22 protein-coding genes and 1 tRNA gene are annotated in these 25932 nt (G+C 47.9%); 7 read left to right on the forward strand and 16 right to left on the reverse strand.

The features are described 5' to 3' along the window. Positions 1 to 71: 71 nt before the first annotated feature. Genes nrdA through yfaE form a run of 3 tightly spaced genes read left to right on the forward strand, consistent with a single transcriptional unit; the run spans position 72 to position 3903 of the window. Complete coding sequence (gene nrdA, locus CFF01_RS09605) at positions 72 to 2360, forward strand: class 1a ribonucleoside-diphosphate reductase subunit alpha (protein ID WP_088904645.1); 2289 nt, start codon at positions 72 to 74, stop codon at positions 2358 to 2360. Between the two features lie 60 nt (positions 2361 to 2420). Next, positions 2421 to 3551 carry a class Ia ribonucleoside-diphosphate reductase subunit beta gene (gene nrdB, locus CFF01_RS09610; protein WP_088904646.1) on the forward strand — a complete coding sequence of 377 codons (1131 nt, stop codon included), beginning with the start codon at positions 2421 to 2423 and terminating at the stop codon, positions 3549 to 3551. Then, positions 3520 to 3903: a class I ribonucleotide reductase maintenance protein YfaE gene (yfaE, locus tag CFF01_RS09615; RefSeq protein WP_088904647.1), complete on the forward strand. Its 384-nt coding sequence runs from the start codon at positions 3520 to 3522 to the stop codon at positions 3901 to 3903. Before nrdB ends, yfaE begins: the two co-directional genes overlap by 32 nt. On the opposite strand, the gene CFF01_RS09620 is transcribed toward yfaE, so the two are convergent. Together CFF01_RS09620 and CFF01_RS09625 are read right to left on the reverse strand one after the other, a co-directional pair. After that, positions 3904 to 4359 (reverse strand): YciI family protein, encoded by a 456-nt coding sequence (locus CFF01_RS09620; RefSeq protein WP_088904648.1) that lies wholly within the window; start codon positions 4357 to 4359, stop codon positions 3904 to 3906. Between the two features lie 101 nt (positions 4360 to 4460). Next, on the reverse strand, positions 4461 to 6476 hold the full coding sequence (locus CFF01_RS09625) for an oxidoreductase (RefSeq protein ID WP_088904649.1): 2016 nt from the start codon (positions 6474 to 6476) through the stop codon (positions 4461 to 4463). A 165-nt stretch (positions 6477 to 6641) separates the two neighbouring features. Between CFF01_RS09625 and sppA the strand changes: the two genes are divergently transcribed. Together sppA and ansA are read left to right on the forward strand one after the other, a co-directional pair. Continuing rightward, on the forward strand, positions 6642 to 8483 hold the full coding sequence (sppA, locus tag CFF01_RS09630) for a signal peptide peptidase SppA (protein ID WP_088904650.1): 1842 nt from the start codon (positions 6642 to 6644) through the stop codon (positions 8481 to 8483). A 91-nt stretch (positions 8484 to 8574) separates the two neighbouring features. Further along, positions 8575 to 9588, forward strand: a complete 1014-nt coding sequence (gene ansA / locus CFF01_RS09635) for an asparaginase (protein WP_088904651.1) — start codon at positions 8575 to 8577, stop codon at positions 9586 to 9588. Positions 9589 to 9618: 30 nt separating this feature from the next. Here the strand turns inward: ansA and CFF01_RS09640 are convergent, their stop codons facing one another. From CFF01_RS09640 to CFF01_RS09660, 5 genes are all read right to left on the reverse strand, one after another. Then, the gene (locus CFF01_RS09640) at positions 9619 to 9900 is read right to left on the reverse strand and encodes a YeaC family protein (protein ID WP_033540531.1); all 282 of its coding nucleotides are present in this window, start codon (positions 9898 to 9900) and stop codon (positions 9619 to 9621) included. After that, positions 9897 to 10214, reverse strand: coding sequence for a hypothetical protein (locus tag CFF01_RS09645; RefSeq protein WP_033540532.1), 318 nt, complete (start codon positions 10212 to 10214; stop codon positions 9897 to 9899). Before CFF01_RS09645 ends, CFF01_RS09640 begins: the two co-directional genes overlap by 4 nt. Positions 10215 to 10223: 9 nt before the next feature. After that, the gene (locus CFF01_RS09650; RefSeq protein ID WP_088904652.1) at positions 10224 to 11351 is read right to left on the reverse strand and encodes a M14 family metallopeptidase; all 1128 of its coding nucleotides are present in this window, start codon (positions 11349 to 11351) and stop codon (positions 10224 to 10226) included. A gap of 128 nt (positions 11352 to 11479) precedes the next feature. Further along, a complete protein-coding gene (locus CFF01_RS09655) occupies positions 11480 to 12160 on the reverse strand; it encodes a response regulator transcription factor (RefSeq protein WP_088904653.1) in 681 nt (226 codons plus the stop codon). A 304-nt stretch (positions 12161 to 12464) separates the two neighbouring features. After that, the gene (locus CFF01_RS09660) at positions 12465 to 14231 is read right to left on the reverse strand and encodes a DUF885 domain-containing protein (RefSeq protein ID WP_088904654.1); all 1767 of its coding nucleotides are present in this window, start codon (positions 14229 to 14231) and stop codon (positions 12465 to 12467) included. 238 nt (positions 14232 to 14469) lie between these two features. On the opposite strand from CFF01_RS09660, the gene CFF01_RS09665 reads away from it, so the two are divergent. Next, positions 14470 to 15279 carry a substrate-binding periplasmic protein gene (locus tag CFF01_RS09665; RefSeq protein WP_088904655.1) on the forward strand — a complete coding sequence of 270 codons (810 nt, stop codon included), beginning with the start codon at positions 14470 to 14472 and terminating at the stop codon, positions 15277 to 15279. Here the strand turns inward: CFF01_RS09665 and CFF01_RS09670 are convergent. Then, the gene (locus tag CFF01_RS09670; RefSeq protein ID WP_232479417.1) at positions 15276 to 16058 is read right to left on the reverse strand and encodes an endonuclease/exonuclease/phosphatase family protein; all 783 of its coding nucleotides are present in this window, start codon (positions 16056 to 16058) and stop codon (positions 15276 to 15278) included. The genes CFF01_RS09665 and CFF01_RS09670 overlap by 4 nt on opposite strands. A gap of 231 nt (positions 16059 to 16289) precedes the next feature. Here CFF01_RS09670 and cls point away from each other — a divergent pair, with 231 nt between their 5' ends. After that, entirely contained in the window at positions 16290 to 17744 is a 1455-nt protein-coding gene (cls, locus tag CFF01_RS09675; protein WP_088904657.1) for a cardiolipin synthase, read from the forward strand. A 2-nt stretch (positions 17745 to 17746) separates the two neighbouring features. Here the strand turns inward: cls and CFF01_RS09680 are convergent, their stop codons facing one another. From CFF01_RS09680 to CFF01_RS09715, 8 genes are all read right to left on the reverse strand, one after another. Next, positions 17747 to 18703, reverse strand: a complete 957-nt coding sequence (locus tag CFF01_RS09680) for a type 2 periplasmic-binding domain-containing protein (RefSeq protein WP_088904658.1) — start codon at positions 18701 to 18703, stop codon at positions 17747 to 17749. Between the two features lie 130 nt (positions 18704 to 18833). After that, positions 18834 to 19178: a zinc ribbon domain-containing protein YjdM gene (locus tag CFF01_RS09685; protein WP_033540538.1), complete on the reverse strand. Its 345-nt coding sequence runs from the start codon at positions 19176 to 19178 to the stop codon at positions 18834 to 18836. Positions 19179 to 19343: 165 nt separating this feature from the next. Further along, the gene (locus CFF01_RS09690; RefSeq protein ID WP_033540539.1) at positions 19344 to 19535 is read right to left on the reverse strand and encodes a ribbon-helix-helix domain-containing protein; all 192 of its coding nucleotides are present in this window, start codon (positions 19533 to 19535) and stop codon (positions 19344 to 19346) included. A 155-nt stretch (positions 19536 to 19690) separates the two neighbouring features. Then, positions 19691 to 19778 (reverse strand) — tRNA-Ser (locus CFF01_RS09695). A 135-nt stretch (positions 19779 to 19913) separates the two neighbouring features. Beyond that, positions 19914 to 21902 (reverse strand): methyl-accepting chemotaxis protein, encoded by a 1989-nt coding sequence (locus tag CFF01_RS09700; RefSeq protein WP_088904659.1) that lies wholly within the window; start codon positions 21900 to 21902, stop codon positions 19914 to 19916. Positions 21903 to 22199: 297 nt separating this feature from the next. Next, positions 22200 to 23267: a quinolinate synthase NadA gene (gene nadA / locus CFF01_RS09705; protein WP_033538436.1), complete on the reverse strand. Its 1068-nt coding sequence runs from the start codon at positions 23265 to 23267 to the stop codon at positions 22200 to 22202. Between the two features lie 117 nt (positions 23268 to 23384). Next, complete coding sequence (locus CFF01_RS09710; protein ID WP_088904660.1) at positions 23385 to 24944, reverse strand: dihydrolipoyllysine-residue acetyltransferase; 1560 nt, start codon at positions 24942 to 24944, stop codon at positions 23385 to 23387. 10 nt (positions 24945 to 24954) lie between these two features. Then, entirely contained in the window at positions 24955 to 25932 is a 978-nt protein-coding gene (locus CFF01_RS09715) for an alpha-ketoacid dehydrogenase subunit beta (RefSeq protein ID WP_088904661.1), read from the reverse strand.

Below are 25932 nucleotides of genomic sequence, written 5' to 3' on the forward strand. Positions count from 1 at the left end.
TTTTTACATGGAAACGTAGGGTGAACATCTCAGCTCACCCATAGCGATATTTAATTCAAGGCTTATCTTCAATGAACAGCAATATGCAAGTCACAAAGCGCAGTGGCGAACGTGAAACTATCGATCTCGATAAGATCCACCGAGTGATCACTTGGGCGGCCAAAGGACTGAATAACGTATCAGTATCAGAAGTCGAATTACGTTCTCACCTTCAGTTTTATGATGGGATTCCAACCGAAGCGATTCATGAAACCATCATTAAGGCTGCAGCCGATCTGATCTCTCCTGAGTCGCCGGATTATCAGTTCCTTTCTGCGCGCCTGGCAATCTTCCACCTGCGTAAAAAAGCCTTTGGCCAGTTTGAGCCGCCAAAGCTTTATGATCATGTCGTAAGACTGGTGGAGATGGGTAAGTATGACACGCATATTCTGAACGACTATAGCCGCGACGAACTTGACCAGCTAGACAGCTATATCGATCATTGGCGAGATATGAACTTCTCTTACGCCGCCGTGAAGCAGCTAGAAGGCAAGTATCTGGTACAAAACCGCGTCACCCACGAAGTTTATGAGAGCGCTCAGTTCCTCTATATTCTGGTGGCGGCCTGTCTGTTCGCTGACTACCCCAAAGAAACGCGTCTTCAGTATGTGAAAGATTTCTATGACGCGACCTCTACCTTTAAGATCTCGCTACCTACGCCTATCATGGCCGGGGTGCGTACACCTACGCGTCAGTTTAGCTCCTGCGTATTGATCGAGTGTGGAGACAGCCTGGATTCAATCAATGCCACGGCTTCATCTATCGTTAAGTATGTATCACAGCGTGCTGGTATCGGGGTCAATGCTGGCCGTATTCGCGCCTTAGGTAGTCCAATTCGTGGTGGTGAAGCCTTCCACACGGGTTGTTTACCTTTCTATAAGTATTTCCAGACCGCAGTAAAGTCTTGCTCACAAGGTGGCGTTCGCGGCGGCGCAGCGACCCTCTTCTACCCTATGTGGCACCTTGAAGTAGAATCGCTGCTGGTATTAAAGAACAACCGCGGTGTCGATGATAACCGTATTCGTCACTTAGATTATGGCGTGCAACTTAACAAGCTCATGTATCAGCGTCTGATCCAAGGCGGCATGATCACCCTGTTCAGTCCATCTGACGTACCGGGCCTATATGATGCCTTTTTTGAAGATCAAGCAGAATTCGAACGTCTGTACCTTCAATATGAGCAAGATGAGAGCATTCGTAAGAAGCAGATCAAGGCTGTCGAGTTGTTTTCACTAATGATGCAGGAGCGTGCCTCAACCGGTCGTATCTACATCCAGAACGTCGATCACTGTAATACCCATAGCCCGTTTGACTCTAAGGTTGCGCCCGTTCGTCAGTCAAACCTCTGTCTAGAGATAGCACTGCCGACTAAGCCACTCAACAACATTGACGATCCTGATGGAGAGATTGCACTTTGTACTCTGTCGGCCCTCAACCTGGGTGCGATAAAAAGCCTAGATGAGCTGGAAAACCTGTCAGATCTGGCGGTGCGCGCACTCGATAGTCTGCTTGATTACCAAGACTATCCCATCATTTCGGCGCACAAAGGCTCGATGAACCGTCGTACCTTGGGCATAGGCGTGATTAACTTTGCCAACTACTTGGCTAAAGAAGGCGTACGTTACTCAGACGGCAGCGCCAACGGCATCACCCATAAGACTTTCGAAGCTATACAGTATTATCTGCTGAAGGCATCGATGAACCTAGCGAAAGAAAAAGGTGCATGTCCAGCCTTCCACGAAACCAATTACGCTAAGGGTATCCTGCCAATCGATACCTATAAGCGGGACCTAGACAAGATCTGTGACGAACCACTGCACATGGATTGGGACGCGCTACGTGAGGAGATTAAGACTCACGGCCTGCGTAACTCTACTCTATCTGCACTGATGCCATCTGAGACCTCTTCGCAGATCTCTAACGCCACTAACGGTATCGAGCCACCACGCGGCTTGATCAGTGTTAAAGCCAGTAAAGATGGTCAGCTAAAACAGGTGGTTCCTGATTTCGACAAGTACCAATACAGTTATGAGCTGCTTTGGCAGATGCCAAGCAACGATGGTTACCTACAACTTGTCGGTTTAATGCAGAAGTTTGTTGACCAGTCTATCTCGGCCAACACCAATTATGACCCTAGCCGCTTCCCCGGCTCTAAGGTTCCTATGCAGGTGTTGCTTAAAGATCTGCTTACTGCATACAAATATGGTGTGAAGACACTTTACTATCACAACACACGTGATGGCGCGTCAGACAAATATGACGACATTACCGCCATCGAGAAAGAAGACGACAGTTGCGCAGGCGGCGCATGTAAGATCTAACTCTTAGTGTTTTAACCTTTTAACAGGGGGCAAGCGCCCCCTTTATCGGAAGATAGAAAAATGGCCTATTCTACATTTTGTCAAACACCTAATAATGCCCTGCTAGAACCTATGTTTCTCGGTCAGCCAGTTAACGTGGCTCGCTATGACCTACAAAAGTATGAAGTATTCGAAAAGCTTATCGAGAAGCAACTTTCTTTCTTCTGGCGCCCCGAAGAGGTAGACGTTAGTAAAGATAAGATTGACTATGCGGCGCTGCCAGATCATGAGAAGCATATCTTTATCTCGAACCTTAAATATCAGACGCTGCTGGATTCTATTCAGGGACGCTCGCCAAACGTGGCTTTCCTGCCGCTTGTGTCACTGCCTGAGTTAGAGACGTGGATCGAGACCTGGTCTTTCTCTGAAACCATTCACTCACGCTCTTACACTCATATCATTCGTAATATCGTCAACGATCCTTCTGTTGTATTTGATGACATAGTGCAGAATGAAGAGATCCTTAAGCGCGCCAGTGATATCGCCGATTATTACGACAAGCTGATTGAATTGAGCCAAGCCTATCACCTGATGGGCGAAGGCACCCACGAGATCAATGGTAAAACCATTATCGTCAGCAAGCGCGAGATAAAGAAAGCCCTTTACCTCTGCATGATGTCAGTTAACGTGTTAGAAGCGATCCGCTTCTACGTCAGTTTTGCCTGTTCTTTTGCCTTTGCCGAGCGCAAGGTGATGGAAGGTAACGCCAAGATCATCCGTCTCATCGCACGAGATGAAGCCCTGCACCTAAACAGCACCCAGCATATCCTCAAGATAATGCAAGGTGGCAAAGACGATCCTGAAATGGCAGAGATCGCCAAAGAGTGCGAACAAACAGCAATCGATATCTTCGTAAAGGCGGCCGAGCAAGAAAAAGAATGGGCTAAGTACCTGTTTAAAGATGGCTCTATGATTGGCCTGAACGAACAGATCTTATGTCAGTACGTTGAGTACATCACCAATGAGCGTATGAAGTCGGTCAACCTGACGAGTCCATACGCAGATCAGAGCAACCCGCTGCCTTGGATGAAAAACTGGTTAGAGAGTGATTCGGTGCAAGTCGCGCCACAAGAAGTGGAAGTGTCATCTTACCTGGTGGGACAGATTGACGCATCGGTAGATGAAAGTGAGTTCGCCGACTTTGATCTATAAAAACCTGGTTTATAAAGACGCGGTATTTAAGAAGGCTCCTATTGTGAGCCTTCAAGGACAACCCGTGCTCTTATACACCCAAGAACATCAGAGTCTGTTACAGGCATTGGAGCAAAAGAGCGTACGTATCTTTTCCGAGTGCCGTAACGGCTTTTGTGGTGCCTGTAAAACCAAGATCAACAAAGGGTCAGTTGTATATCACACTGAGCCTTTAGTCGAGCTCGAGGCAGATGAGTGTCTGCCCTGCTGTTGCCATCCAGAAGGCGATCTGGATCTCGCACTCTCGCCCCAAGGGGTTGACGTTGTGGTAAAATCGACGCCACACGCTTTAGCTGATTGCTCTGCCGATTGATCAAATGGCTTTCTTGGCCAGTTTGTGATGCAGTTTATTCACTTCCATCAAGGCAGCACTGCCATACCAAGGATGTAACTCCATCACCAACCTACCTGCTTTTATGGCCGGATCTGTTGCAGTCAGCGCTCTTGCCTCTTCGATATTGGTAACATTAAAAAGATAGATCCCTCGAAGCTCGCCCTCTTCGATAAAGGGTCCAGCAAGCACCAATTTACCTTCGTCGGCTAAGTGTTTAATGTTATCTAGATGTGCCCGCTGTAACCGTTTGGCCTCCTCTTCTGATTGACCGCGATTAGGGCCACGCTTTAAAAAGGCCATCACATACAGCTTCATGCCATATTCATCGGCGCCTACACGTTCGGCCAAAGCGGCATCGTAATCCTCAGCATACAGGGAGGACGCCGTAGCAAGACTCAGCACTATCCCAAGTGCCAGACCCATTAATTTTGTCATGTTCTTTTTCCTTGTTCTTTAAAGATTAAGGCTAAGGTAGGTCAAGGGCGAAAAAAAAGCTAACTCACTTGAGTTAGCTTTTTATCCTAAACCTGATGATGTTATATCTTGGCAGCAAGCTCGGCGCCTTGGCGAATCGCCCGTTTCGCATCAAGTTCTGCGGCCACATCGACCCCACCGATGAGGTGAACCGGCAGGCCTGTACTTTCCATCTCATCAACTAAAGTCCGATTCGACTCTTGACCGGCGCACAGCACCACATTATCGACCTCAAGGATCTGCGCCTGGTCACCTAGCTTGATGTGAAGCCCCTGCTCATCAAACTTCTCATAGCTCACACCGCTGAGCATCTCAACCTGATGGTGTTTCGCAACGGCGCGGTGGATCCAGCCAGTGGTCTTGCCTAGGCCCTTACCCATCTTGCTGGTTTTACGCTGTAACAGATAGATCTTACGACTCGTATGCTCAAGTTCAGGATCTGTCAATCCGCCGCGCTCGCCATAGGTTTTATCAATCCCCCACTGCTTGAGCCATTTCTCCGGCTTAAGTGTGGTTGACTCCTGCTCACCAAGGAAATGCGCCATATCGAATCCTATGCCACCTGCGCCAATCAAGACGACGCGCTCACCTACTTCAACCTCTCCACTGAGCACCTGCTGATAGTTAACAACTTTAGGATCGTCGAAACCTGGCAGCGTCAATGTGCGAGGGACAACACCAGAAGCAATCACTACTTCATCGAAAGGCTCATCTCTTACCACAGAAGCATCTAAGCGGGTATTCAGTCTCAGTTCAACCTGATGCTGTTTCATCTGCTCGGTAAAATAGCGAATGGTCTCATCAAATTCCTCTTTTCCCGGGATCTTGCGGGCAAGATTAAACTGACCACCTACCTCGGACTTAGCTTCAAACAGTACAACCTTATGCCCGCGACTGGCGGCATATATAGAAAACGCCATACCCGCAGGGCCTGCGCCCATCACGGCAATGCGTTTCTTATTAAGGGCCGGCGTGAAGTTTAATTCTGTCTCATAACATGCTCTGGGGTTCACCAGGCAGGTGGCACGCTTAAGGGCAAAGGTGTGATCTAAGCAGGCCTGATTGCAACCAATACAGGTATTAATAAGCTGGCTTTGGTCCGCCGCGGCTTTATTGACAAACTCGGCATCGGCCAAGAAGGGGCGCGCCATAGAAACCATGTCGGCCTGACCGGATGCGATGATCTGCTCACCTATCTCTGGTGTGTTGATACGATTGGTCGCAATAAGAGGCACTGTCACCTCTTTTTTAAGCTTTTCCGTCACCCAGGCAAAGGCACCGCGAGGAACACTGGTGGCGATAGTCGGTACTCTGGCCTCATGCCAACCAATGCCGGTGTTGATAATGGTTACACCAGCCGCTTCTAGCCATTTAGCCAGCTGCACAACCTCTTCCCATGAAGAACCATTGTCCACCAGATCCAACATAGAGAGTCTGAAAATGATAATAAAATCATCGCCCACCTTGCTGCGAATCGCTTTAACTATCTCGACGGGGAACCTAGCTCTTTGGCTGAAGTCACCACCCCACTCATCGCTACGCTTGTTGGTTCTACTGCAGATAAACTGGTTGATAAGATAGCCTTCAGAGCCCATCACCTCGACACCATCATAACCCGCCTTCTTGGCCAGCGAGGCCGAAGTGGCATAGTCTTTAATGGTTCCTTTTACCTGACGCGCCGACATCGCCGAAGGCGTAAACGGCGTGATAGGTGACTTAATCTTACTGGGCGCCAGCGAAAATGGATGATAACCGTAGCGGCCCGCATGGAGGATCTGCATGCAGATCTTACCGCCAGCCTGATGGACCGCCTGCGTCACAACCTTATGTTTAGCCACCTGCCAGGGAAAACTCAGCTGACAAGCATTTGGCGCCAAACGGCCTCTTAAATTAGGTGAAATACCACCGGTGACGATCAGACCAACGCCCCCTGCGGCGCGCTCTTGGTAAAATGCTGCCAGTTTCTCAAACCCGCCCTTTTCTTCTTCAAGCCCGGTATGCATCGAGCCCATGAGTACCCGATTCTTAAGCTGCGTAAAGCCGAGATCTAAGGGTTCTAATAAATGCGGAAACGACATTTAAACATCCTTTTTAAACAAGTGATTTAAATCAGCATACCCCGTGTTTCGATTTAGCTCAATACTCAAACCACTTCAGCCTTTAAGATTCATTTACAATTGTGTTTCGCCCCTCTGGTACTTTTCAGTTAGCATAGAGGGATCAGAGTCATAAAGGAGTGGATAATGTCCGCTAAACCCTCAATATTTAAACGGATCTTTTCTACCTTATGGAAAGTGCTCAATGGCACCCGTAAGGTGATCTTAAATCTATTCTTCTTCGGGTTCATTGCCCTGCTCGTGGTGATATTGGCAGGTGACGATGTGCCAACGATAGAAAACGGTTCGGCCTTAGTGTTAAACCTGTCCGGCAGTGTGGTTGAGCAAAAACGTCAGGTCGATCCTATCGAAGCGGCAATGAAGAGTGGAAATGGAGGAGATAGCGATGGCGAGATCTTACTCGCAGACCTACTAAGCGCAATCGATAATGCGGCCAGCGATCAGCGCATCTCCGCCATCGTACTCGATATTGGCCATCTGAGAATGACGGGGATCAGCAAGTTACAAAGCATCGGTGATGCACTTTCCCGCTTTAAAACTTCGGGTAAGCCAGTGATTGCCAAGGGTAACTGGTATGGTCAGAATCAATATTTCCTGGCGAGCTTTGCCGATACCATCTATCTCAATCCTCAAGGCTCAGTGGAAATTGAAGGCCTAAATCGCTACCGTCAGTACTTTAAATCGGCGCTGGATAAGCTCAAAATTAAGGCCCATGTGTTTAGAGTCGGTACGTTCAAATCTGCGGTCGAACCCTTTATGCGCGATGATATGTCTGACGCAGCAAAAGCCGCCAATAGTGAACTACTCGATGACATTTGGACCAGTTTTGAAGATACGGTAAGTCATAACCGCAGCATCAAACAGCAAGATATTATGCTCAGCGCCGATCGTTATATCGCCGAGTTAGATAAAGCCAATGGGCGCTCTGCTGAGATGGCCATCAATCTAGGTTGGGTCGATAAGCTGGCCTCAGCCGAACAGTTCCGTCTGGATATGGTGGAGCAATTAGGTCAAGCCAGTGAAGGCAACAGCTTCAAGCAGATAAGCTTTTATGATTATAACCACTTGATCCAAACCTTCCCGCCCATGCTGATGCATGATGCCGTCGGTATCATAGTGGCCAAAGGGAATATTCTTAACGGTCATCAGCCTGCGGGTCAGATTGGCGGTGAGAGTACCTCAGCCCTGTTACGCAAGGCCAGATTCGATGACAAAGTAAAAGCGGTCGTACTGCGAGTCGATAGCCCAGGCGGCAGCGCGTTTGCCTCAGAACAGATCCGTCAAGAAGTGCTTGCCCTCAAAGCCGCCAATAAACCGGTTGTTGTTAGTATGGGTACCTACGCTGCGTCGGGTGGTTACTGGATCTCAGCCAGCGCCGATTACATCTTTGCTACCCCAACCACGCTGACAGGCTCAATTGGCATCTTTGGCATGGTGGCGACTTTTGAAGACTCACTCGCCTCTCTTGGAATACATACAGACGGTGTATCGACCTCTGGCTGGACTAACTTCTCCAGTACACAAGGGATCAGCGAAGAGCTTAAAGCCATCATTCAACGTCATATCGAACGTGGTTATAAAGACTTCATTACTCTGGTGTCGACAGAGCGCGGCCTTGAGTTGAAAGAGGTTGATAAAATAGCCCAAGGGCGTGTTTGGTCAGGTAAGCGCGCCTTGGAAATTGGGCTGGTTGATGAACTTGGGGATCTACAACAAGCTGTCACGAAGGCGGCTGAGCTGGCCAAGTTAGAGAAATTCGATACTAAGGTGATCGAACAGGAACTATCACCGCAAGAGCAATTTATTCAGCAGATGTTTGCTCAGGCAGCCAGCTACCTGCCGCAGAGCAGCTTTCAAAACAGCGTGCTCGAGCAGTTACTTGGACAAGTCACTAAGGTCGTTGATGAACTCAATGCATTTGACGATCCTAACGGTGTCTATCTCTACTGTGATAACTGCAACTACTGATCGTCGATAAAGCCCGCATAAGCGGGCTTTTTTATTGTGCCTATCCCCAGTATAATCGCGCCACACCTGCAGCAACAAAGCTATTAGAATAATGAAAAAACCCTCAATCTATGTCGCCTATACTGGCGGCACCATAGGTATGCAAAAAACCAATAATGGTTTTGCACCAGTGCCAGGATTTCTCACCGACTGTGTTAAGGCAATGCCGGAGTTTTTTCACCAGGAGATGCCTGATTTTGTGATCCATGAGTATCACCCATTGATCGACTCCTCAAACATGGCACCGACAGATTGGCAGATGATCGCCAACGATATTAAAGCCAACTACGACAATTACGATGGCTTTGTGATCCTCCATGGCACAGACACCATGGCTTATACAGCTTCAGCGCTCTCCTTCATGTTACAAGGACTCACAAAGCCGGTTATCGTCACAGGATCGCAGATCCCACTTGCGCAGCTTCGCTCTGATGGCCAGACGAACCTGCTTAACGCCCTTTATATCGCCGCTAACTATCCGGTGGCTGAAGTCTGTCTCTTCTTTAATAACAAGTTATTTCGGGGCAATCGTACCACTAAGGCCCATGCCGATGGTTTTGATGCCTTCGCCTCACCTAACTTTCCCATGCTTTTAGAAGCGGGGATCAAAATTCGCCTAAAAGCCGGTCGCATCAGCGAGAGTAAAGCCAACACCCTGACGGTGAATAAGATCAGTCCTCAGCCAATTGGGGTTGTGACCCTTTATCCAGGGATCACCACTGAGATCATCGACAATATTTTGCAGCAACCGGTCAAAGCCCTCATCTTACTGACCTATGGTGTAGGTAATGCGCCGCAAAATCCTGAGCTACTTGATTGCCTGCGCCGCGCCAATGAGCGCGGTATCATCTTGGTAAACTTAACTCAGTGTCTACAAGGCAAGGTCAATATGGGGGGTTATGCGACAGGGAATGCCCTCGCCAAGGCTGGGGTGATCAGCGGTTTCGATATGACCACCGAAGCGGCATTAACCAAGTTGCACTATCTACTCTCTACCGATCTCAGTGCAACTGACATCAGGATTAGAATGCAACAGGATTTGTGCGGTGAACTGACCGAAGATTAAAAAAAGCCCCTGCATGCAGGGGCTTTCATTTTACAGATCTTGCTCTTTAAAAGCGGCGATGCTCTCGCCTTTAAATTGCCGTTTAAGTTCGGCCTTGGAGAGCTCGTTCACTTCACCTTGATTATTAATGGTGAAATGATCTCTTTGATCCAGTCGCCTTGCTTGGTAAAGCATAACAAGCTGTAGCGTCGATGCCTTTTGCTCTTCAGACAACACACTGCCATCTTCCCACTTACCTAGCTCAGCAGCGCTGAGCAATCTCTCATATACCTCTTGAGGCATATCATCGATCACTTTATTGATATCACTCATATGCTTTTCCGTTTATGTAATACGATTCGTATCCTGGCAATCAGATAACCCACGAAGCCAAAGACGAAACAGCCGCCGGCGACAGTTGCTCTTAGCCCCTGCGCTGGCTCGCCGCCCCAAAACCAGATGACAACGCCGGCAATAAACAGTGTCATGGCCAGGAAACTCTGATTCATTAACTGATTACTTCGCTTAATATGGCTGATTCGATTCAATGATTCTGTATTACCCGTCAGCCCTGACGCACAATGGGGGCAAGATTTCGCCACACTCGATATGCGCTTTTGACAACTAGGACACTCTACTAAGGCCATTGGCGTCTCCTATCGTAACTTGTCAACCACGGCGAGCATCGCCAGTAGTGACGCTTCACCTAGATAGATACAACGCTCTGGCGACCAACCCGACATAGGGTCAGGCATGTTAGCGTTATCTTTAAAAGGCATCTCCAGAGTATTAGAGAGACAACCGAATGTCTGTGCGACCCAGTTTGATGCCACGGTTAGGTTAGCTTGCCCTGGCTCATCCTTATCGTAACCAAACTCATCTTGAAAATCGGCGCTCGCCATCAGCAGGGCTTTGACAAAATCATCTTGTAAATTAGCCATCGCCTGAGTGTAACCCGGTACGCCTTCACAACCGGCAAGAAACACATAAGGCAAGCCTTCATCACCATGTACATCATAATAGAGGTCGACGCCCGTCTGTTTCATCTTATTAACCACATGGTACACCTCAGGGCTCTTCTCCAGCGATGGACTCTGCCACTCGCGGTTAAGGTTTACGCCCTTGGCATTGGTTCTTAGGTGGCCGCGCACGCCGCCATCTGGATTCATATTAGGTACTATATAGAAATTGGCTTTATCGAGCAGCGCCTTCGCGGTAGGACAATCACCATCGAGCAGATTGTTCAGCAGACCTTCAACCAACCATTCTGCCATGGTTTCACCCGGATGTTGACGAGCGGTGATCCAGATTTTAGCCTTCTCTTCATCGTCATCGCCAACCTTGACCAGAGTCATGTCGCGATCGTCTAAGGTACGGCCCAGATGTTCGATAGAGACCAGAGGATGCACCTGCACAGCGCTGATCAAATCTTGATGGCGCTCGTAGCTGTAGGGTGCAAAATAGGCAATCTGGATCATCTCGCAATCCAGCTCAACTTCTATGGTTAGCTTGCCATCTTGATATTGGGTCGGCAGGCGAAACCATTGCTGTCTGTCGTAGGTGGCGGCCGCTTGATAGTCTTCCCAGCCTTTGGTGTAAGAGGCGCTACCAGCATTAACTATGTTTAGGGTATAGCGCTGGCCGACTTCACCTTGTAAACGAAAATTAAACCACTGAAAAAATTCACCACCTTCATCGGGTCTAATGGCCAGTTGAACATCATTGATATCATCTTGATTGATAACTTCAATATTACCGCCGTCAAAATTGGCACTGATTAGCATATCCATTCCTTCATTGAGTTAATGCAGACGTCTTGGGTCTGCTGATCCCCTAAGGATAAACTAAATTGCCCCTTTTTCGCACCGCCAGAGCTAAATAAAACTCAGTTTATTTGCGACTGTCTTTTTGACTAGCAGATAAAGCTGTAACCCTGTCCCCTAACGGTATTGATGAGAGATTTGGGTAGACTAAAATTGGCCAATTTGCGCCGTGTGTTACTGATATGCATATCCAGATTGCGATCATACTGACCAAGATCTTTTTTCAGTACACTGCGCTGGAGCTCCTGCTTAGTGATCACCTTGCCCTTACGGTCTACCAAATACTTAAACAGCTTGAATTCGGTTTGGGTCAAGGCGACACGCCGCTCGGCGATCTCTACGCTAAAATCATTATGATTAAAGGTGACCTCCTTGATGGGCAAGGACTCTTGCTCAGCAACTTCGGCCTTAGCGATAGCTACCCTGCGCTTGAGTGCCTCCATTCTTGTCACTAACTCTCTAATGCTCACAGGCTTAGGTAAAAAGTCATCTGCGCCAAGTTGAAAACCCGTTACGCGTCGATCTTCATCATCTGTGGCAGAGATGAGAATAACAGGCAACTTGTCGCGGCGGGCTTGCAGAAAGGCAAAGCCATCGAAGTGGGGCATCTCAATATCTAAAATGATGAGATCAATGGCCTTCTCCCCAAGGAGTAAAAGCGCCTCTTGTCCATTGCTGGCACAACTGACTTGATAGCCATGGGCGACTAACCCTTGATATATGATCTCCCGGGCCATAGGATCATCATCAACCAGTAACACTCTTTCCATTTACAAACCTTAATGATAACGATTATCATTAAGGTTATATTAAACCTTTGTCACAATCCAGCCTTTTCGACGTTAAAGAATAAAATCTTGAACTAGATCGCGATGATCGCAATTGTCTCCCCTTAGCTGCCGTAAACCTTAACCCTCTTGAAAGATACAGCGTGACTCATAAAAGATCAGACTAAACGAATATCACTGTTCGCGGTGAGTGCAACAGCAAATAAATAGGGGCCTTTTAAGCGTTTATTGAGGGGAATAGAGTCTTACAAGAAAAAGGGCCGCATAAGCGGCCCTTTAATCCAAGTTACTCTTTGAGCATTAACTGGCGAATGTATTTCACCGGCGCACTACCGTAACTTAAGAACTGCTCATGGAATGCTTTTAAGTCAAAGGACTCTCCTTGCTTTGCTTTAAGCTCTTCTCGGAAGTCATAGATCTCACGATAACCGGTATAGTAACTGGTTAACTGCACCTGACTCAAAGTCGCTCGACGCCATTTTCCTTCAGCCTCAGCCGTCTGTTGAAACGCTTCTTCAGTCATCAGCTTTATGGCTTGCTCTTCTGTCATCCCCTTCACTTGAATGCTGTAATCCAAGAGGGTGTTGGCAATCACTCTGAGGTTCCATTTGTAATACATAAGCCACATCTCTGGCTCGAAATTACCATACCCCTCTTCCAGCATCATACGCTCAGCATAAACCGCCCAACCTTCTACCATGGCACCATTGCCAAATAGGCTCTTAATAAGACTTGGAGATTCGTTGGAGTAGACTAATTGAGTGTAATGCCCTGGGATCGCCTCATGAATATTGAGCACCTGCAAGATCCAATGGTTGTACTCTCTTAAGTAACTTTCAGCTGAAGCATCGCTCATAGCATCGAGTGGTGTCACGTTATAATAGGTGTTACCCGATTTTTCATAGGGTCCAGGTGCGCTAATGGAGGCCCCAGCAAAACCACGCATATATTCAGGAGTTTCTCTCACCACTAGGGGCTTGTTAGGGTCTAGAGTAATAAGCTGATTTTCATTAACGAATTTCACCAGCTCTGGGATCTGCGCCCTCACCTCAGCGACAAAGTCCTCACGCTTCACATGGCGAGATGACAGCTTATCGATCAACTGACGTGTGGCCACCTTGCTGTCACTTGGCATCTGTGAGTCAAAATATTTTGACCACAACTGCTGAGTGATCTTTGCCATCTCCCCCTGAACTCTCGCCTTGTCGGCTAGCGCCTTCTCATACAGTTCCTTGGCTGACATGCCAGATTGAATATCGAAAGCGAACTTTTGCTCATAGAGTTCCTCGCCAATCCTGAAACTACGGGCGCCTTTTTTTTGCAATTTCGCCTCTAAGGCCGTTAACCACTGAATATGTTGCTCAATGGCGGCAACAGCGAGCTTAAAACGTTCATTAAACAGTGCCTGCTCTTGCTGCGTTAAACCGGACGCCGCAACCTGCTTTAGTAAGTCATCAGAAAACACACTAAAGGCACCCTTATTTTGCATGATCGCCAGCTGGGTGTGCTCAAGTGTTGGCTGAGCAATATTGTCTTGCGCCGCGGCATAATAGGCAGGCACATTTTCCATACGCGCTAAGAAAGACCGCAGACGCTCGTCGAGTGGTGCAAAATTCTCATTGATCAATTGGGCGAAACCACCGGCTACATTATAATTGGCGGGGTTCCACTGCCAGGACTTAAAGGTCTCTATGTCCCATCGTTCCTGTAGCAACAGGTTTTCGATAAGCTTGTAATCAATCAGTTCGCTCGCCGTTAGGGCATTGAGATCATAACGCTTCAGAGCGCTTAGCTGAGCTGCAACAAATTCGAGTGATTGCTGACGGCTTTGCGCATCTGGCACCTTAAGCACACCATCATACTTGTGATAACCGCTATAAAGCGCCCAAGTTGGCGACTGTTGCCAAAAGGCATCGATAAATTGCGTAGAAAACTGCTGGAAGCTTTGTGCTTGTACCTCAGTCGCAACAATTTCTTGGGCTTGCTGAGTCTGACATGCGGTTAAACCACCCAAGCCAAACACTATGGCTGCGGCAATGACGCTTTTTTTCATAATGAGATTCCCTTAATTCTTATTATCACGCTTTGATTAAACGCGTTTTTCCTAATTGTTTTTCTTGTGGTAAAGCTGAACCATAGTAAATCATGTTGCAGAACAAAATGCAGCAAGGTGACAGAGTTAGACAAGCTTTGTTACAAACCTTGAGAAACTCCCTTGGCCAACCTCAGGACACGCTTTGACAAGCCATAGCTGACCACTACACTCAAATAATAGATCTAGTGAGGTACTTATGAGCTTAGGTCCTAGCTGGTTATCGTTTAATTGGCGCCATTGGGTAGTGCAATTTTTTTGTATCTTGCCGTTATCTCTCGGCGCGACTACGGCCATACCTTTTAAGGTAAGGGCTTTTGGCAATCAAAATAATTCATCACAAACCAGCCAACCAAGCCTAATCACTATCACGACTCAGGAGTGGGCCCCCTATCACACCCAGCGTAGAGATGATGCTGGCAAGTTACACACCCAAGGCTATGGGATCACAGCACTGGATTGTGTAATGGCAAAAATGAAGCAGCCTTATAAAGTGATTTTTCTACCTTGGGGCCGAGCACAAAATAGTGTTAAGAAACAAAAATATGATGCTTTCTTCTCGGCATCTCGAAACGAATGGCGTGACCAGTTTGCCGTACTCAGTAACACTTTTATCCAGCAGGAATGGAATTTCTACTTTCATAAGCATTATAAGATCCCCCAAACTGACTCACGCCTGAAAACCGATACAATCTTTGGCGCTCGAATCCACTCAAACAGTGCCCATTGGTTAATAAAACAAAAATTTCAGCGAGTTAAAACTTACCCGAGCATAACTGAATTGGTTAAACTCCTGATGGCAAGGCGTATTGATGCGGTAATGGAAAACGCCCTCTTGTTTGATGAACATCTGCGCCAATCGGGAATTGCATCGGACACCTTTGTGATGCGCCGCAATATACGTTTTGATTTAGGGGTCTATTTTGGTAAACATTTTCTGAAAAAATACCCAGACTTTCTCAGTCAATTTAACCGCTACACCAACGAATGTCGTTTTAGCTACCCTTAATGGACTGAAGGCTTGAGCCTAAACTCTGCCCAGATTGGATTATGATCGGAAGCCTGGCTATTAAGAGACTCGGCGGCAACCAAGTTCAAGCCACGATAATAGAGGTGATCAAGGGGCAAGCCAAACACGCGATGGCGTTGATCGACTTCGTAAACTGCCTCTTTCAACTTTAAGCTGTGGGCCAATTGATCAACATATGCCATACGTTGGCCTCGCCAGGTATTAAAGTCACCGCCTATGATCACCGGCCCATGATGTGAACTCACCTTGCGCACTATCTGCTGCCATTGACCCCGGAAGCTCTTCAGTTGCCAGTCGAAATTGATGCCATGTAGATTGACTACCAAAAGGGTTTGCCCATTAGAAAGACGATATTGTGACATGAGTGTGGATTTAGCAAAACGGATCCAAGGCTCAATTGCATGATAAGCACAGGCATCATGGGCCTGCTCAGTAGAAAGGTTCATCACGCCAACGGGTGACTTAAGCAATGAAAAGGCTTTGGCCATTACAAGATGTAAGCCTCCTTGTGTCAGGTATTGGCTCAACTTATCGTTAAGCTTAGCCTCTTGGAGTAAAAGCAAATCGCTGCGCTGCGTCATTTTACTGAGATCGGTCTGCCAACCCGCCTTTTGTTGCTTATAGATGTTCCAGACACCTACCCTCAGACGGCCATCTATATCTAAGGGTTTTGCCGTACCCGCAGCTAAACATTGAGAGACAAAAACCGGTTCAATCTCACTCATCATCACCTCTGGTTCGCCATTTAGGTAGCGCACTACAAACCCATAAACTGCTGCACTTACGAGTAATAATAGTAATGTTTTTCCCCCTAGCCGGATAAATGTTCGGGGCCGACCTGTGTTCAGAGTCACATATTCACCTTGTTGGAAATGAAAATAGCGCTTTAGTGCCAGCGAGATAGCCATTATGATATCAAACAGGCAAATTAAAGCCCTAGGCGATTATCACAGGCCTGGGCAACGACAATCTGGGCGCAAACCAAGTATATGGAAAATGTACATCAATTTCTCGCCATCGTGGGCGTTCTCATCTATTGGTTGCTTCTGGCGGCTATAGCACTGCGATTGGTGATCAAGCGCCGTACCATAGGTGTCTCTTTTTCCTGGTTACTGGTGATCTACTTCTTACCCTTGGTCGGTATTATTGCCTATATCCTCTTCGGTGAGCTGCATCTTGGACAAACCCGTGCCAGTCGTTCTAAAGCAATGTTTAAACCTTATAGCAAATGGTTTGCTGCCCTTTACCAACACCCCTTGCACACACCAGAGCGACAAAGCAATTATGCCAGAGCCATCAGCCAGTTATGTGACACCCAATTGGGGATCCCCTCCCTAAGTGGCAATCAACTCTGCTTACAACACACACCAGCCGATATTTTGCACTCTATCATCAATGATATTAACGCTGCACAAACCAGTATCGTGATGGAATTCTATATCTGGCACCCTGGTGGTATGGCCGACGATGTTGCTAAGGCCGTAATGGCTGCAGCCAAAAGAGGGGTTCATGTCAAACTCCTCTTAGATGCGGCGGGTAGCCGTACCTTTTTTAAATCCTCTTGGCCTTCTCAGCTTCGTAGTACAGGTGTCGAGTTATCTCAGGCCCTCACCGTCAGTCCACTAAGGATGTTTTTTCGTCGGCTCGATCTGAGGCTACACCGCAAGATAGTGGTGATCGATAATATCATTGCCTATACCGGGTCAATGAACCTGGTCGATCCAAGGTTCTTTAAGCAACGCGAAGGCGTTGGCCAATGGATAGATGTCATGGTGCGTATGGCCGGGCCCGCAGTGCCTGTGGTTAACGCTGTGGCCGCCTGGGATTGGGAGGTAGAGACTAGCCAGCGCCTACTGCCACAAGCTCCTGGAATCGCACATCAGTGTAATGGCGCGGATTCTTTAGTACAGGTGATCCCCTCTGGACCGGGTATGCCTGAAGAAGTGATCCATCAGGTACTGCTGCAAAGTCTTTACCAGGCACAGCACAAGATAGTGATAACTACCCCCTATTTTGTCCCGAGCGAGAATCTATTAGATGCATTAGTGACTGCGGCGGCTCGCGGTGTCGACGTCAACATAGTGATCCCACAGAAAAATGACTCAACCATGGTCAAATGGGCCAGCCGCTCCTTCTTTTCCGAGTTGCTTAAAGGGGGCGTTAAAATCCATAGGTTTAGAGGTGGGCTGCTACATACTAAGTCAGTGGTTGTGGATCAGGAACACTGCCTCATCGGCACAGTGAATATGGATATGCGCAGCCTATGGCTCAATTTTGAACTCACGCTGGCAGTCGATGATAAGGCTTTCGCCCAATCACTCAATTCACTGCAGCAAGAATACATGGCGAATGCCGAGACCCTTAACTACAAACGCTGGCAACAACGTCCCTTATATCAGCGATTCATCGAGCACTTGTTTTATCTGTTCAGCCCATTGCTATAGGGTCATTTGTTCTTGGAGATCTCTGGGTTATTGTTAGCCCAAGACAGCGCGCGGTAAAAACCAAAAGAGGGCAACAGCCACCAAGGACGGCCATCACTAACCTCGACATGTAGCGGGTTATCAATCTGTAACAATACAGGTTCATGCCATTTAGCTAGCGGAAATAGGTGGCCAGTTACCGGATGACGGCGCATTAACTCAAGAATTTCACCACTGTCGATGGCGCGCTCCAAGCCCAATTTCAAACGTTCCGCCAGATCAACGTTGGCTTTATCCACATAGAAGAACATATTAAAAGGATAGGCCAACAGCAGATCATCAAACAGCACTAAATCATTACCATTAATGACATGGTACTGTTCTATCTCGCTATACCCTTCATGTATCCCGCGTGGAAAATAGTCGCAGCGTCCTTTGGACAACATCAAAAAGTTAGATTCGAAACGGTTAACGGTTAACACAGGCAGCCCGGCAGACTTTAGAATATCGGTATCGGGCCAATGCTGCCCCTGACATGCCGTGTATTTGGCAAGATCCTCGATTGTTTGTATTTGAGTGAACTTGTAACGATCGCCTTTACGAATGATGAGTGAACGAACGCCCAAGATCCCGCCAAGGATATCAATAGGTATGGCACGATAATCTCTATTTCGCTGTGGCTGTGCACCAGCCCATACAACATCAAGATAGCGGCTATTTTCAAGCAGACGAAACCAACGCCCCTGAGTGATAGACTCGGTACTCACAACCAGTTGCGCCGGGCCAAATTCTGGCTCTGTCAGATCCAGTGATAAAGAAATTAATGCCGTAAAATAGGAATGTGCGGTGTCGTTAGCGGACTGTGCCGCACTGGTGCGGATAACCTGTGGTTGCAGTTGTTCGTCAGCACGAGAGTGTTTGCCCACCTCAATGACGATGAGCGACACAAGCAGCAAAAGGTAAACCCAGTAGTGCTTCATAACACTCACCCGTTATCTAATCTAGGGTTAATTTTAGACACGCTGTGTGGGTTTATCCATCGATTCGAAAAGAGTAGATAAAAAAATACCTACACACGGTAGGTATTTAGAGACGATCTGTGAAAACGCCTTAATTCTGTTTTCTAACAAACTTAGATTTCAGCATCATCTGGCCATGGCCATCAACCTTACAGTCGATATCATGGTCGGCATCAACAAAACGGTTAATCACAGCTTTGGTGCCCACTTTCAGCGTCAGCGAAGTACCTTTTACCTTAAGATCTTTGATCAGAGTAACCTTATCACCCTCTTCTAACAGATTACCTACGGCGTCTTTTAGGATGATGGCATCGGGATCGACAACCACTTCATTAGGGTTCCATTCATGAGCACACTCAGGACAGATCAATAATGAGCCATCTTCGTAAGCATAGGTTGACTCACATTTTGGGCATGGTGGAATTGTATCGCTCATAACTCTTTCTCTATTCATTAAAAAGGTAAGGATCAGTCGTGGCATTTGGCCCACTCACTATAAGTGGTGCAACCCGTGATGACACACAACTGGTCAAAATGATAATCGTATTATAATAAAATTATCATGAATCGGCTAGCTAAGATTCTAGCACGCACCTAGTGGCTACACTTTCACCTTGGGGTTCTTAGTAGGTTCAGCCTGACCATAACTGACCCCATGTTGCTCAAGATAACCGCGGATCAATTGCCTAACGACCTGGGATGGGGTTAGATCTTGAGAGGCGCACAGTTGTTCAAACGCCTGTTTCTTACTGGGATCAAGTAGTACGGTAAAGCGTGCTGTCTTATTTTCCATAGCCTATACCTTAAACAAACACATTATCATTTGATTATAATCATTAAGGCTATCTCTGCCTATAGTTAAGCATTCCAATTAAATAAGGTCATAAAGAAGAGATAGGAAAAACAGACACAAAAAAAGACGCCCTTAGGCGTCTTTCTCTTTGAATTTGGCGGTGAGTGAGAGATTCGAACTCTCGATACGTTGCCGTATACACACTTTCCAGGCGTGCTCCTTCAGCCACTCGGACAACTCACCGAATCGTCATTGCTTTTCCAAATGGAATCACATCAACGGAGCGGTACTTTACGCAAATCACTAAACAGGGTCAAGTTAAAAAACTGTCTGCTCAGGCATTTGCGTAATAGATAGCCAATTTGCCGACCAAGCGAGCTATTTAAACTTGCTTACCAGATCAGACATGGCGCTCACATCGTTAAGCAGTGACTCATTGAGTTGGCTGAGACGATCTGAGACCTCATGGGTATTGCGATAAATATCACTGATCTTCATCGCATTTTGGTTGACCTCTTCTGATACGGCCGACTGCTCATGTGTGGCCGCAGCGATCTGCTCGTTCATGCTATCGATCACGCTGACCTCACTGACGATACGGATCAGTTCCTCACCGGCTCGCTTAGACTCAAGTACACTTGTCTGTGCTTTACTTCGGCCACTTTCCATGGCCTTAACCGCGATCTTCGCACCACGCTCTAATCTTTCGGTCATGCTACGAATATCTTCGGTTGAGGTTTGCGCCCTTTGTGCAAGGCTACGCACCTCATCGGCTACCACGGCAAAGCCTCGGCCCATCTCACCTGCCCTCGCCGCTTCAATCGCCGCATTGAGCGCGAGTAAGTTGGTCTGCTCCGCAATACCGCTGATCACGCCAAGTACATCGACAATTCCCTTAATATCATCATCGAGGTTGTTAATGGCTTCGGCTGCACCGGCTATTTCATGTGCCAGTTCATTGATCGAATCTGCGGTGCGCTCTACCTCCAGGCTGCCCTCTTTGGCCTCCTTGTTGGCAAGCGCCGAGGCTTCTGAAGCTTGCACAGCGTTTTGTGCGATCTCTTGTACCGTGGCGCTCATCTCTGTCATCGCCGAAGCCACCTGATCCACTTCGCTATGACCACGAGCAACATCTTCTCGCATAACACGGGCGCAGCCTTCCATCTCCTGAGAGGCGGTAAGCAAGCCTTGCGTATTGGTTCGCACCATACCAATCACTTGTTCGAAATCGGCCATCATATGGTTAAATGCTTCACCAAGTTCACCAATCTCATCTTTACCATTGAGATTAACCCTCACACTGAGATCATAGTTTTTCTGAGATTCTGTCACCTTATGGTAGAGATGCCTGAGTGAGCCATGCAGATAGCGCCCTATAAAGAGAGATAACAAGATCACAACCAAGCCTGATACCAACATCACAATAATCACGCCAACCATGAATGATTGGGCTTTGGATAATGATTCACGGGTATCGCTAATCAGAATTTTGGATAACTTACCCTCAAACTCTCGAAGTGCATCAATACGGGCTGTCGACTTAGCGAACCAATCGGTAGAACTTTGAGAGCTGAGCGCGTTGGGATCTTGGCCCATAGCGGTTTCTCTTAGCGCAGAGACAGCCATAAAGGCAGGCGATGAGGCCACTCGCTGATAATCAGCCTTAACATCTTGGCTTGCGAGGGCCAAAAAACGCTCCTGATAGGTATTTTGCTCTGAAACCAGATTGACAAACTTAAGGTACATGCCGGGTTTAAAGGCGCTATTGCCGAAGGTAGAACTAAGTACAGCACGCTCGATACCCGCCCGCTCTTTCATCTGCAAATAGGCGGCAAAACTTGCCGACTCGACCGCAATTTGGCGACTTGCGCCTTGCTGGCTGGTTTGGTCAACAATGGCCAATAACAAGGCGTTGAGCTTAGAATAGTAAGCCACCTCTTCTGGCACAGTGATAGTCAAGCTATCAACCCGTCGGCGGATCTCACTTAACTGATCAATCATCTGATTGACTTGGCTCATTTGCTGAGTAAATGCTTTGGGTAAATCATGATTTGCTGTAAAGGTCTTAAAGTTATTGAGTTGCTCATCACTGAGCTGACGCTGCCTTGGCAGTTTATCGCCAAAGTTCTTACCCTTAGAGCCAAGGAACCCTGCACTCATGCCACGCTCTTTTTGCAATTCATGAACAAAATCACTGTTAACCACCGCCAACTCAGACAGGGTTTCAACCTGACGGAGCCCTTGATGCAGTTGATATTGGCCATACACAACAAACAGACCGAAAAACGTCGCCCCTAAAATAGGGGGTACAATCACCAGCAAAAGTTTGTTTCTTATTTTGAGATCACTGATCCATTGCATATTCATCTTACGTTATCCCTAACCGTAGCGGGTTGATATGACGATATCGAAAACCAATTAAGGCTTTCCAAGTAGCGTATATTTACAGTAGTAACACTAGCATAAAAAAATAATGTTTAAGCAAAAGTCGCTTTAAAACATGTACTAAAGGAATCAAATATTAGCAACTTTTGTTTTAGCATGACTCGTATGGCTTAACAATGCGCTTAAAGTCTAGTATAGGCTGTCGCTTACATGGTTAGAGATATAAAAAAAGCACCTTTAGGTGCTTTTATGCTGTTGTGTGAATGTGATCACACCCCTTTAGGCGTTGCCTTTCACCTGCATGTTAAGTGTTTTCGCAAAATCCAACATGCGATCAAGTGGCAGCAAGGCGCGCTCACGGAGCGACTCATCTACAAAAATTTCATGCTGCTCACTACCATCATTTAACAGCGCAGCTTCAATAGCCTTAAGACCATTCATCGCCATCCAAGGACAATGGGCGCAACTACGGCAGGTCGCACCATTTCCACCTGTAGGGGCCTCGATAAGCGTCTTATTAGGCGCCGCCTGCTGCATTTTGTAGAAGATCCCCTTATCTGTCGCCACGATAAAGGTGTCATTTTCTAGCGTCTGCGCAGCCTTAATCAACTGACTAGTTGACCCAACGGCATCGGCCATCTCTACAACGCTGGCTGGCGACTCTGGGTGCACTAACACCGCTGCATCAGGATACTGCTCTTTGAGTTGTTTCAGTGCCTTGGCCTTAAACTCATCATGGACAATACATTCGCCCTGCCACATCAGCATCTCTGCACCTGTCTGCTTAGCGATATAGCTACCGAGATGACGATCCGGTCCCCAAATAATCTTTTTACCCTGACTATCAAGATGTTCAACAATCTCAAGCGCAATACTAGAGGTCACCACCCAGTCCGCGCGCGCCTTAACGGCAGCAGAGGTATTGGCATACACCACAACCGTATGATCCGGGTGAGCATCGCAGAAGGCGCTAAAGGTCTCGATAGGACACCCTACATCCAGAGAACAGGTCGCGTCCAAGGTGGGCATAAGCACTGTCTTTTCTGGGCTTAAGATCTTTGAGGTCTCACCCATAAATTTAACACCCGCCACAATCAGTGTCTTGGCAGGATGGTCGCGTCCAAAACGGGCCATCTCCAGCGAGTCAGATACACAGCCGCCAGTCTCTTCAGCAAGAGCCTGGATCTCAGGATCTGTGTAGTAATGCGCCACCAATACCGCCTCTTTCTCTTTCAATAGCTGCTTGATGCGCGCCTTATAGGCCTGCTTCTCACTATCACTTAGGGGAATGGGCTTTGCTGGAAACGGGTATTGAATATTTTCGATGCTTGGTGCTACTTGACTCATGCTCAAACCAAAGAGTGGGACTAATTAGCGGCATTATACTTAATCTGGCGCGAAAGATTAACTCCAGATAAAAAAAAGAGCGCCATCGGCGCCCTTCTTAATAAGATTACGAAACAATTAGTACATCGCCAGCAGCATCTCTTGCGGAGACTCAAGGTACTGCTTCCACAGATTACAGAAGCGGGCAATGGTACCACCATCAATCACCCTGTGATCGCCAGACCAGCTGATCTGCATGATCTTACGCGCCTCAACCTCACCCTTGTCGTTAAAGCGTGGCAGAGTCTGCAGCTTACCCAGTGCGACAATGGCTACCTCAGGCTTGTTGATGATAGGTGTGGCCACTGTGCCGCCGAGCGCGCCAATGTTTGAGATAGAGATACTACCGCCTTTCAGGTCCGCAGGGCTTACACGTCCGCTTCGGGCATCTTTAGTCAAACGAGTGATCTCGCTAGCCACCTCAAGGATAGACTTTTGCTGCACATCTTTAACGTTTGGCACCAACAGACCCACTTTTGAATCTACCGCCATGCCGATATTGTGAGATGCGACGAAAGTCTGCTCGGTGCAATCTTGGTTCACTCGGCTGTTAATACCAGGGAACTGAGTAAGCGCCAATGACATCGCCTTCATAAAGAAAGGCATCATGGTGAGCTTAAGATCGTCACTCGAGTAACGCGCCTTCATCGACTCTCGCAGCGCGACTAGTTCAGTCAAATCCAACTCTTCACAGTAAGTAAAGTGCGGAATGGTAGACACAGATTCGGTCATCATCTTGGCCATCACCGCCTTCACGCCGCGGATAGGCTCAACGCGATCACCGGCTGAGGCCACTACAGACGCAGCGCTTGGCTCGCTTTGTATCTGCTCTTTTGCGGCTTTTGCTTTAACCGCCTCACCGCTGCGGAAACGCTCTACATCTTCTTTGTAGACACGACCGTGCTTGCCAGTGCCTGGAACCTGGCTTAAGTCAATATCATAGCTACGGGCTAAACGACGTACCGCCGGGCTTGCTAGCGCCTTACCGTTTGCTGCCGGTGCATGCAGTTCAGATTCGACCACCTCAGATTGCTCTGGTGCCTGCTCAGTCACTGGCGCAGCAACAGCGCCTTCTTCAGCATCGACTTCGATAGCAAACAGCGGGGTGTGCACCTGGGCAAGTTGTCCCTTACGGTAATGCAGTTTGACAACCTTACCGCTCTTAATTGCCGGGATCTGCACCAAGGCCTTGTCCGTCATTACATCGGCGATAGGCTGATCTTCGACCACCATGTCGCCCTCTTGAACTAGCCACTCGACCAGTTCACACTCGACAATCCCCTCGCCGATATCGGGCAGCAGGAACTCTTCTACACGCTTACCGGCAATGTTTTGCTGTGAATCAGATTGAACGGCTTTTTGATCGGCCGGTTCTGACGCTACGTCATCAGCGGCCTCTCCATCGATTTCAACCGAATACAGCGGCTCATGAACGATGGCGATATCACCTTTTTTATAGTGAAGTTTTTTGATGACACCAGCATGCACTGCTGGGATCTGAACTAAGGCCTTATCTGTCATCACATCGGCAATCGGCTGATCTTCAGTGACTGTGTCCCCTTCGGCCACTAACCACTCGACTAACTCACACTCAACCACGCCCTCACCGATATCGGGCAAAATAAAATCTTTAATCATGCCTGGGCTCCTAGTATTTCATCGATGCTTTGATCGCTTCAAAGGTCTTGAGCGCATCAGGCATATATTCTTTTTCATGGATCAGCGGATATGGCGTGTCTAAACCACACACACGACTAATGGGTGATTCAAGGTAGAGGAAACACTCCTGCTGAATGGTAGCGGCGATTTCGCCCGCAAAGCCACCGGTCAATGGCGCCTCATGGTTGATCACCAAACGTCCAGTCTTTTTCACCGACTCGGCAACCGTATCGACATCCCATGGTGCAAGAGTACGCAGGTCAATCACCTCGCAAGAGATCCCTTTCTTAGCCGCCATCTTAGCCGCTTCTTCGACGATCTCCATCTGTGCACCCCAGGCCAGTACGGTAATATCTGTACCTTCCTGAACCACTTCCGCCTTACCTAACTCAATTTCATAGGCTTCATCTGGCACCTCGCCGACGCTGGCGCGGTAGAGACGCTTAGGTTCGAAGAAGACCACAGGGTTTTTATCACGAATGGAAGCTAATAACAGCCCTTTGGCCTGATACGCGTTGCGCGGCACAACCACCTTTAGACCTGGTGTCTGAGTAAAATAGGCCTCTGGAGACTGCGAGTGGTAGTGACCACCGGCGATCCCACCACCATATGGGGTACGGTAGGTAATGCCACCCACATCGAACTCATTACCACTACGGTATCTGAACTTAGCCGACTCGTTCACTATCTGGTCGAACGCTGGGAAGATGTAATCGGCAAACTGGATCTCGGCAATCGCCGTCATACCATTTGATGCTAGACCATTGGCAAAACCGGCAATGCCCTGCTCGGTCAGCGGCGTGTTAAAGCAGCGATCGCGACCAAACTTCTCTTGTAATCCTGAAGTGGCTCGAAAAACGCCACCAAAATGGCCCACGTCTTCACCAAAGATAACCGCCTTATCGTCAGTCTCCATCGCGATGGTCAAGGCATCGTTGATGGCTTGTAACATATTAATCTTGGCCAC

The organism is Shewanella marisflavi (genome assembly GCF_002215585.1).
GTDB lineage: Bacteria > Pseudomonadota > Gammaproteobacteria > Enterobacterales > Shewanellaceae > Shewanella > Shewanella marisflavi.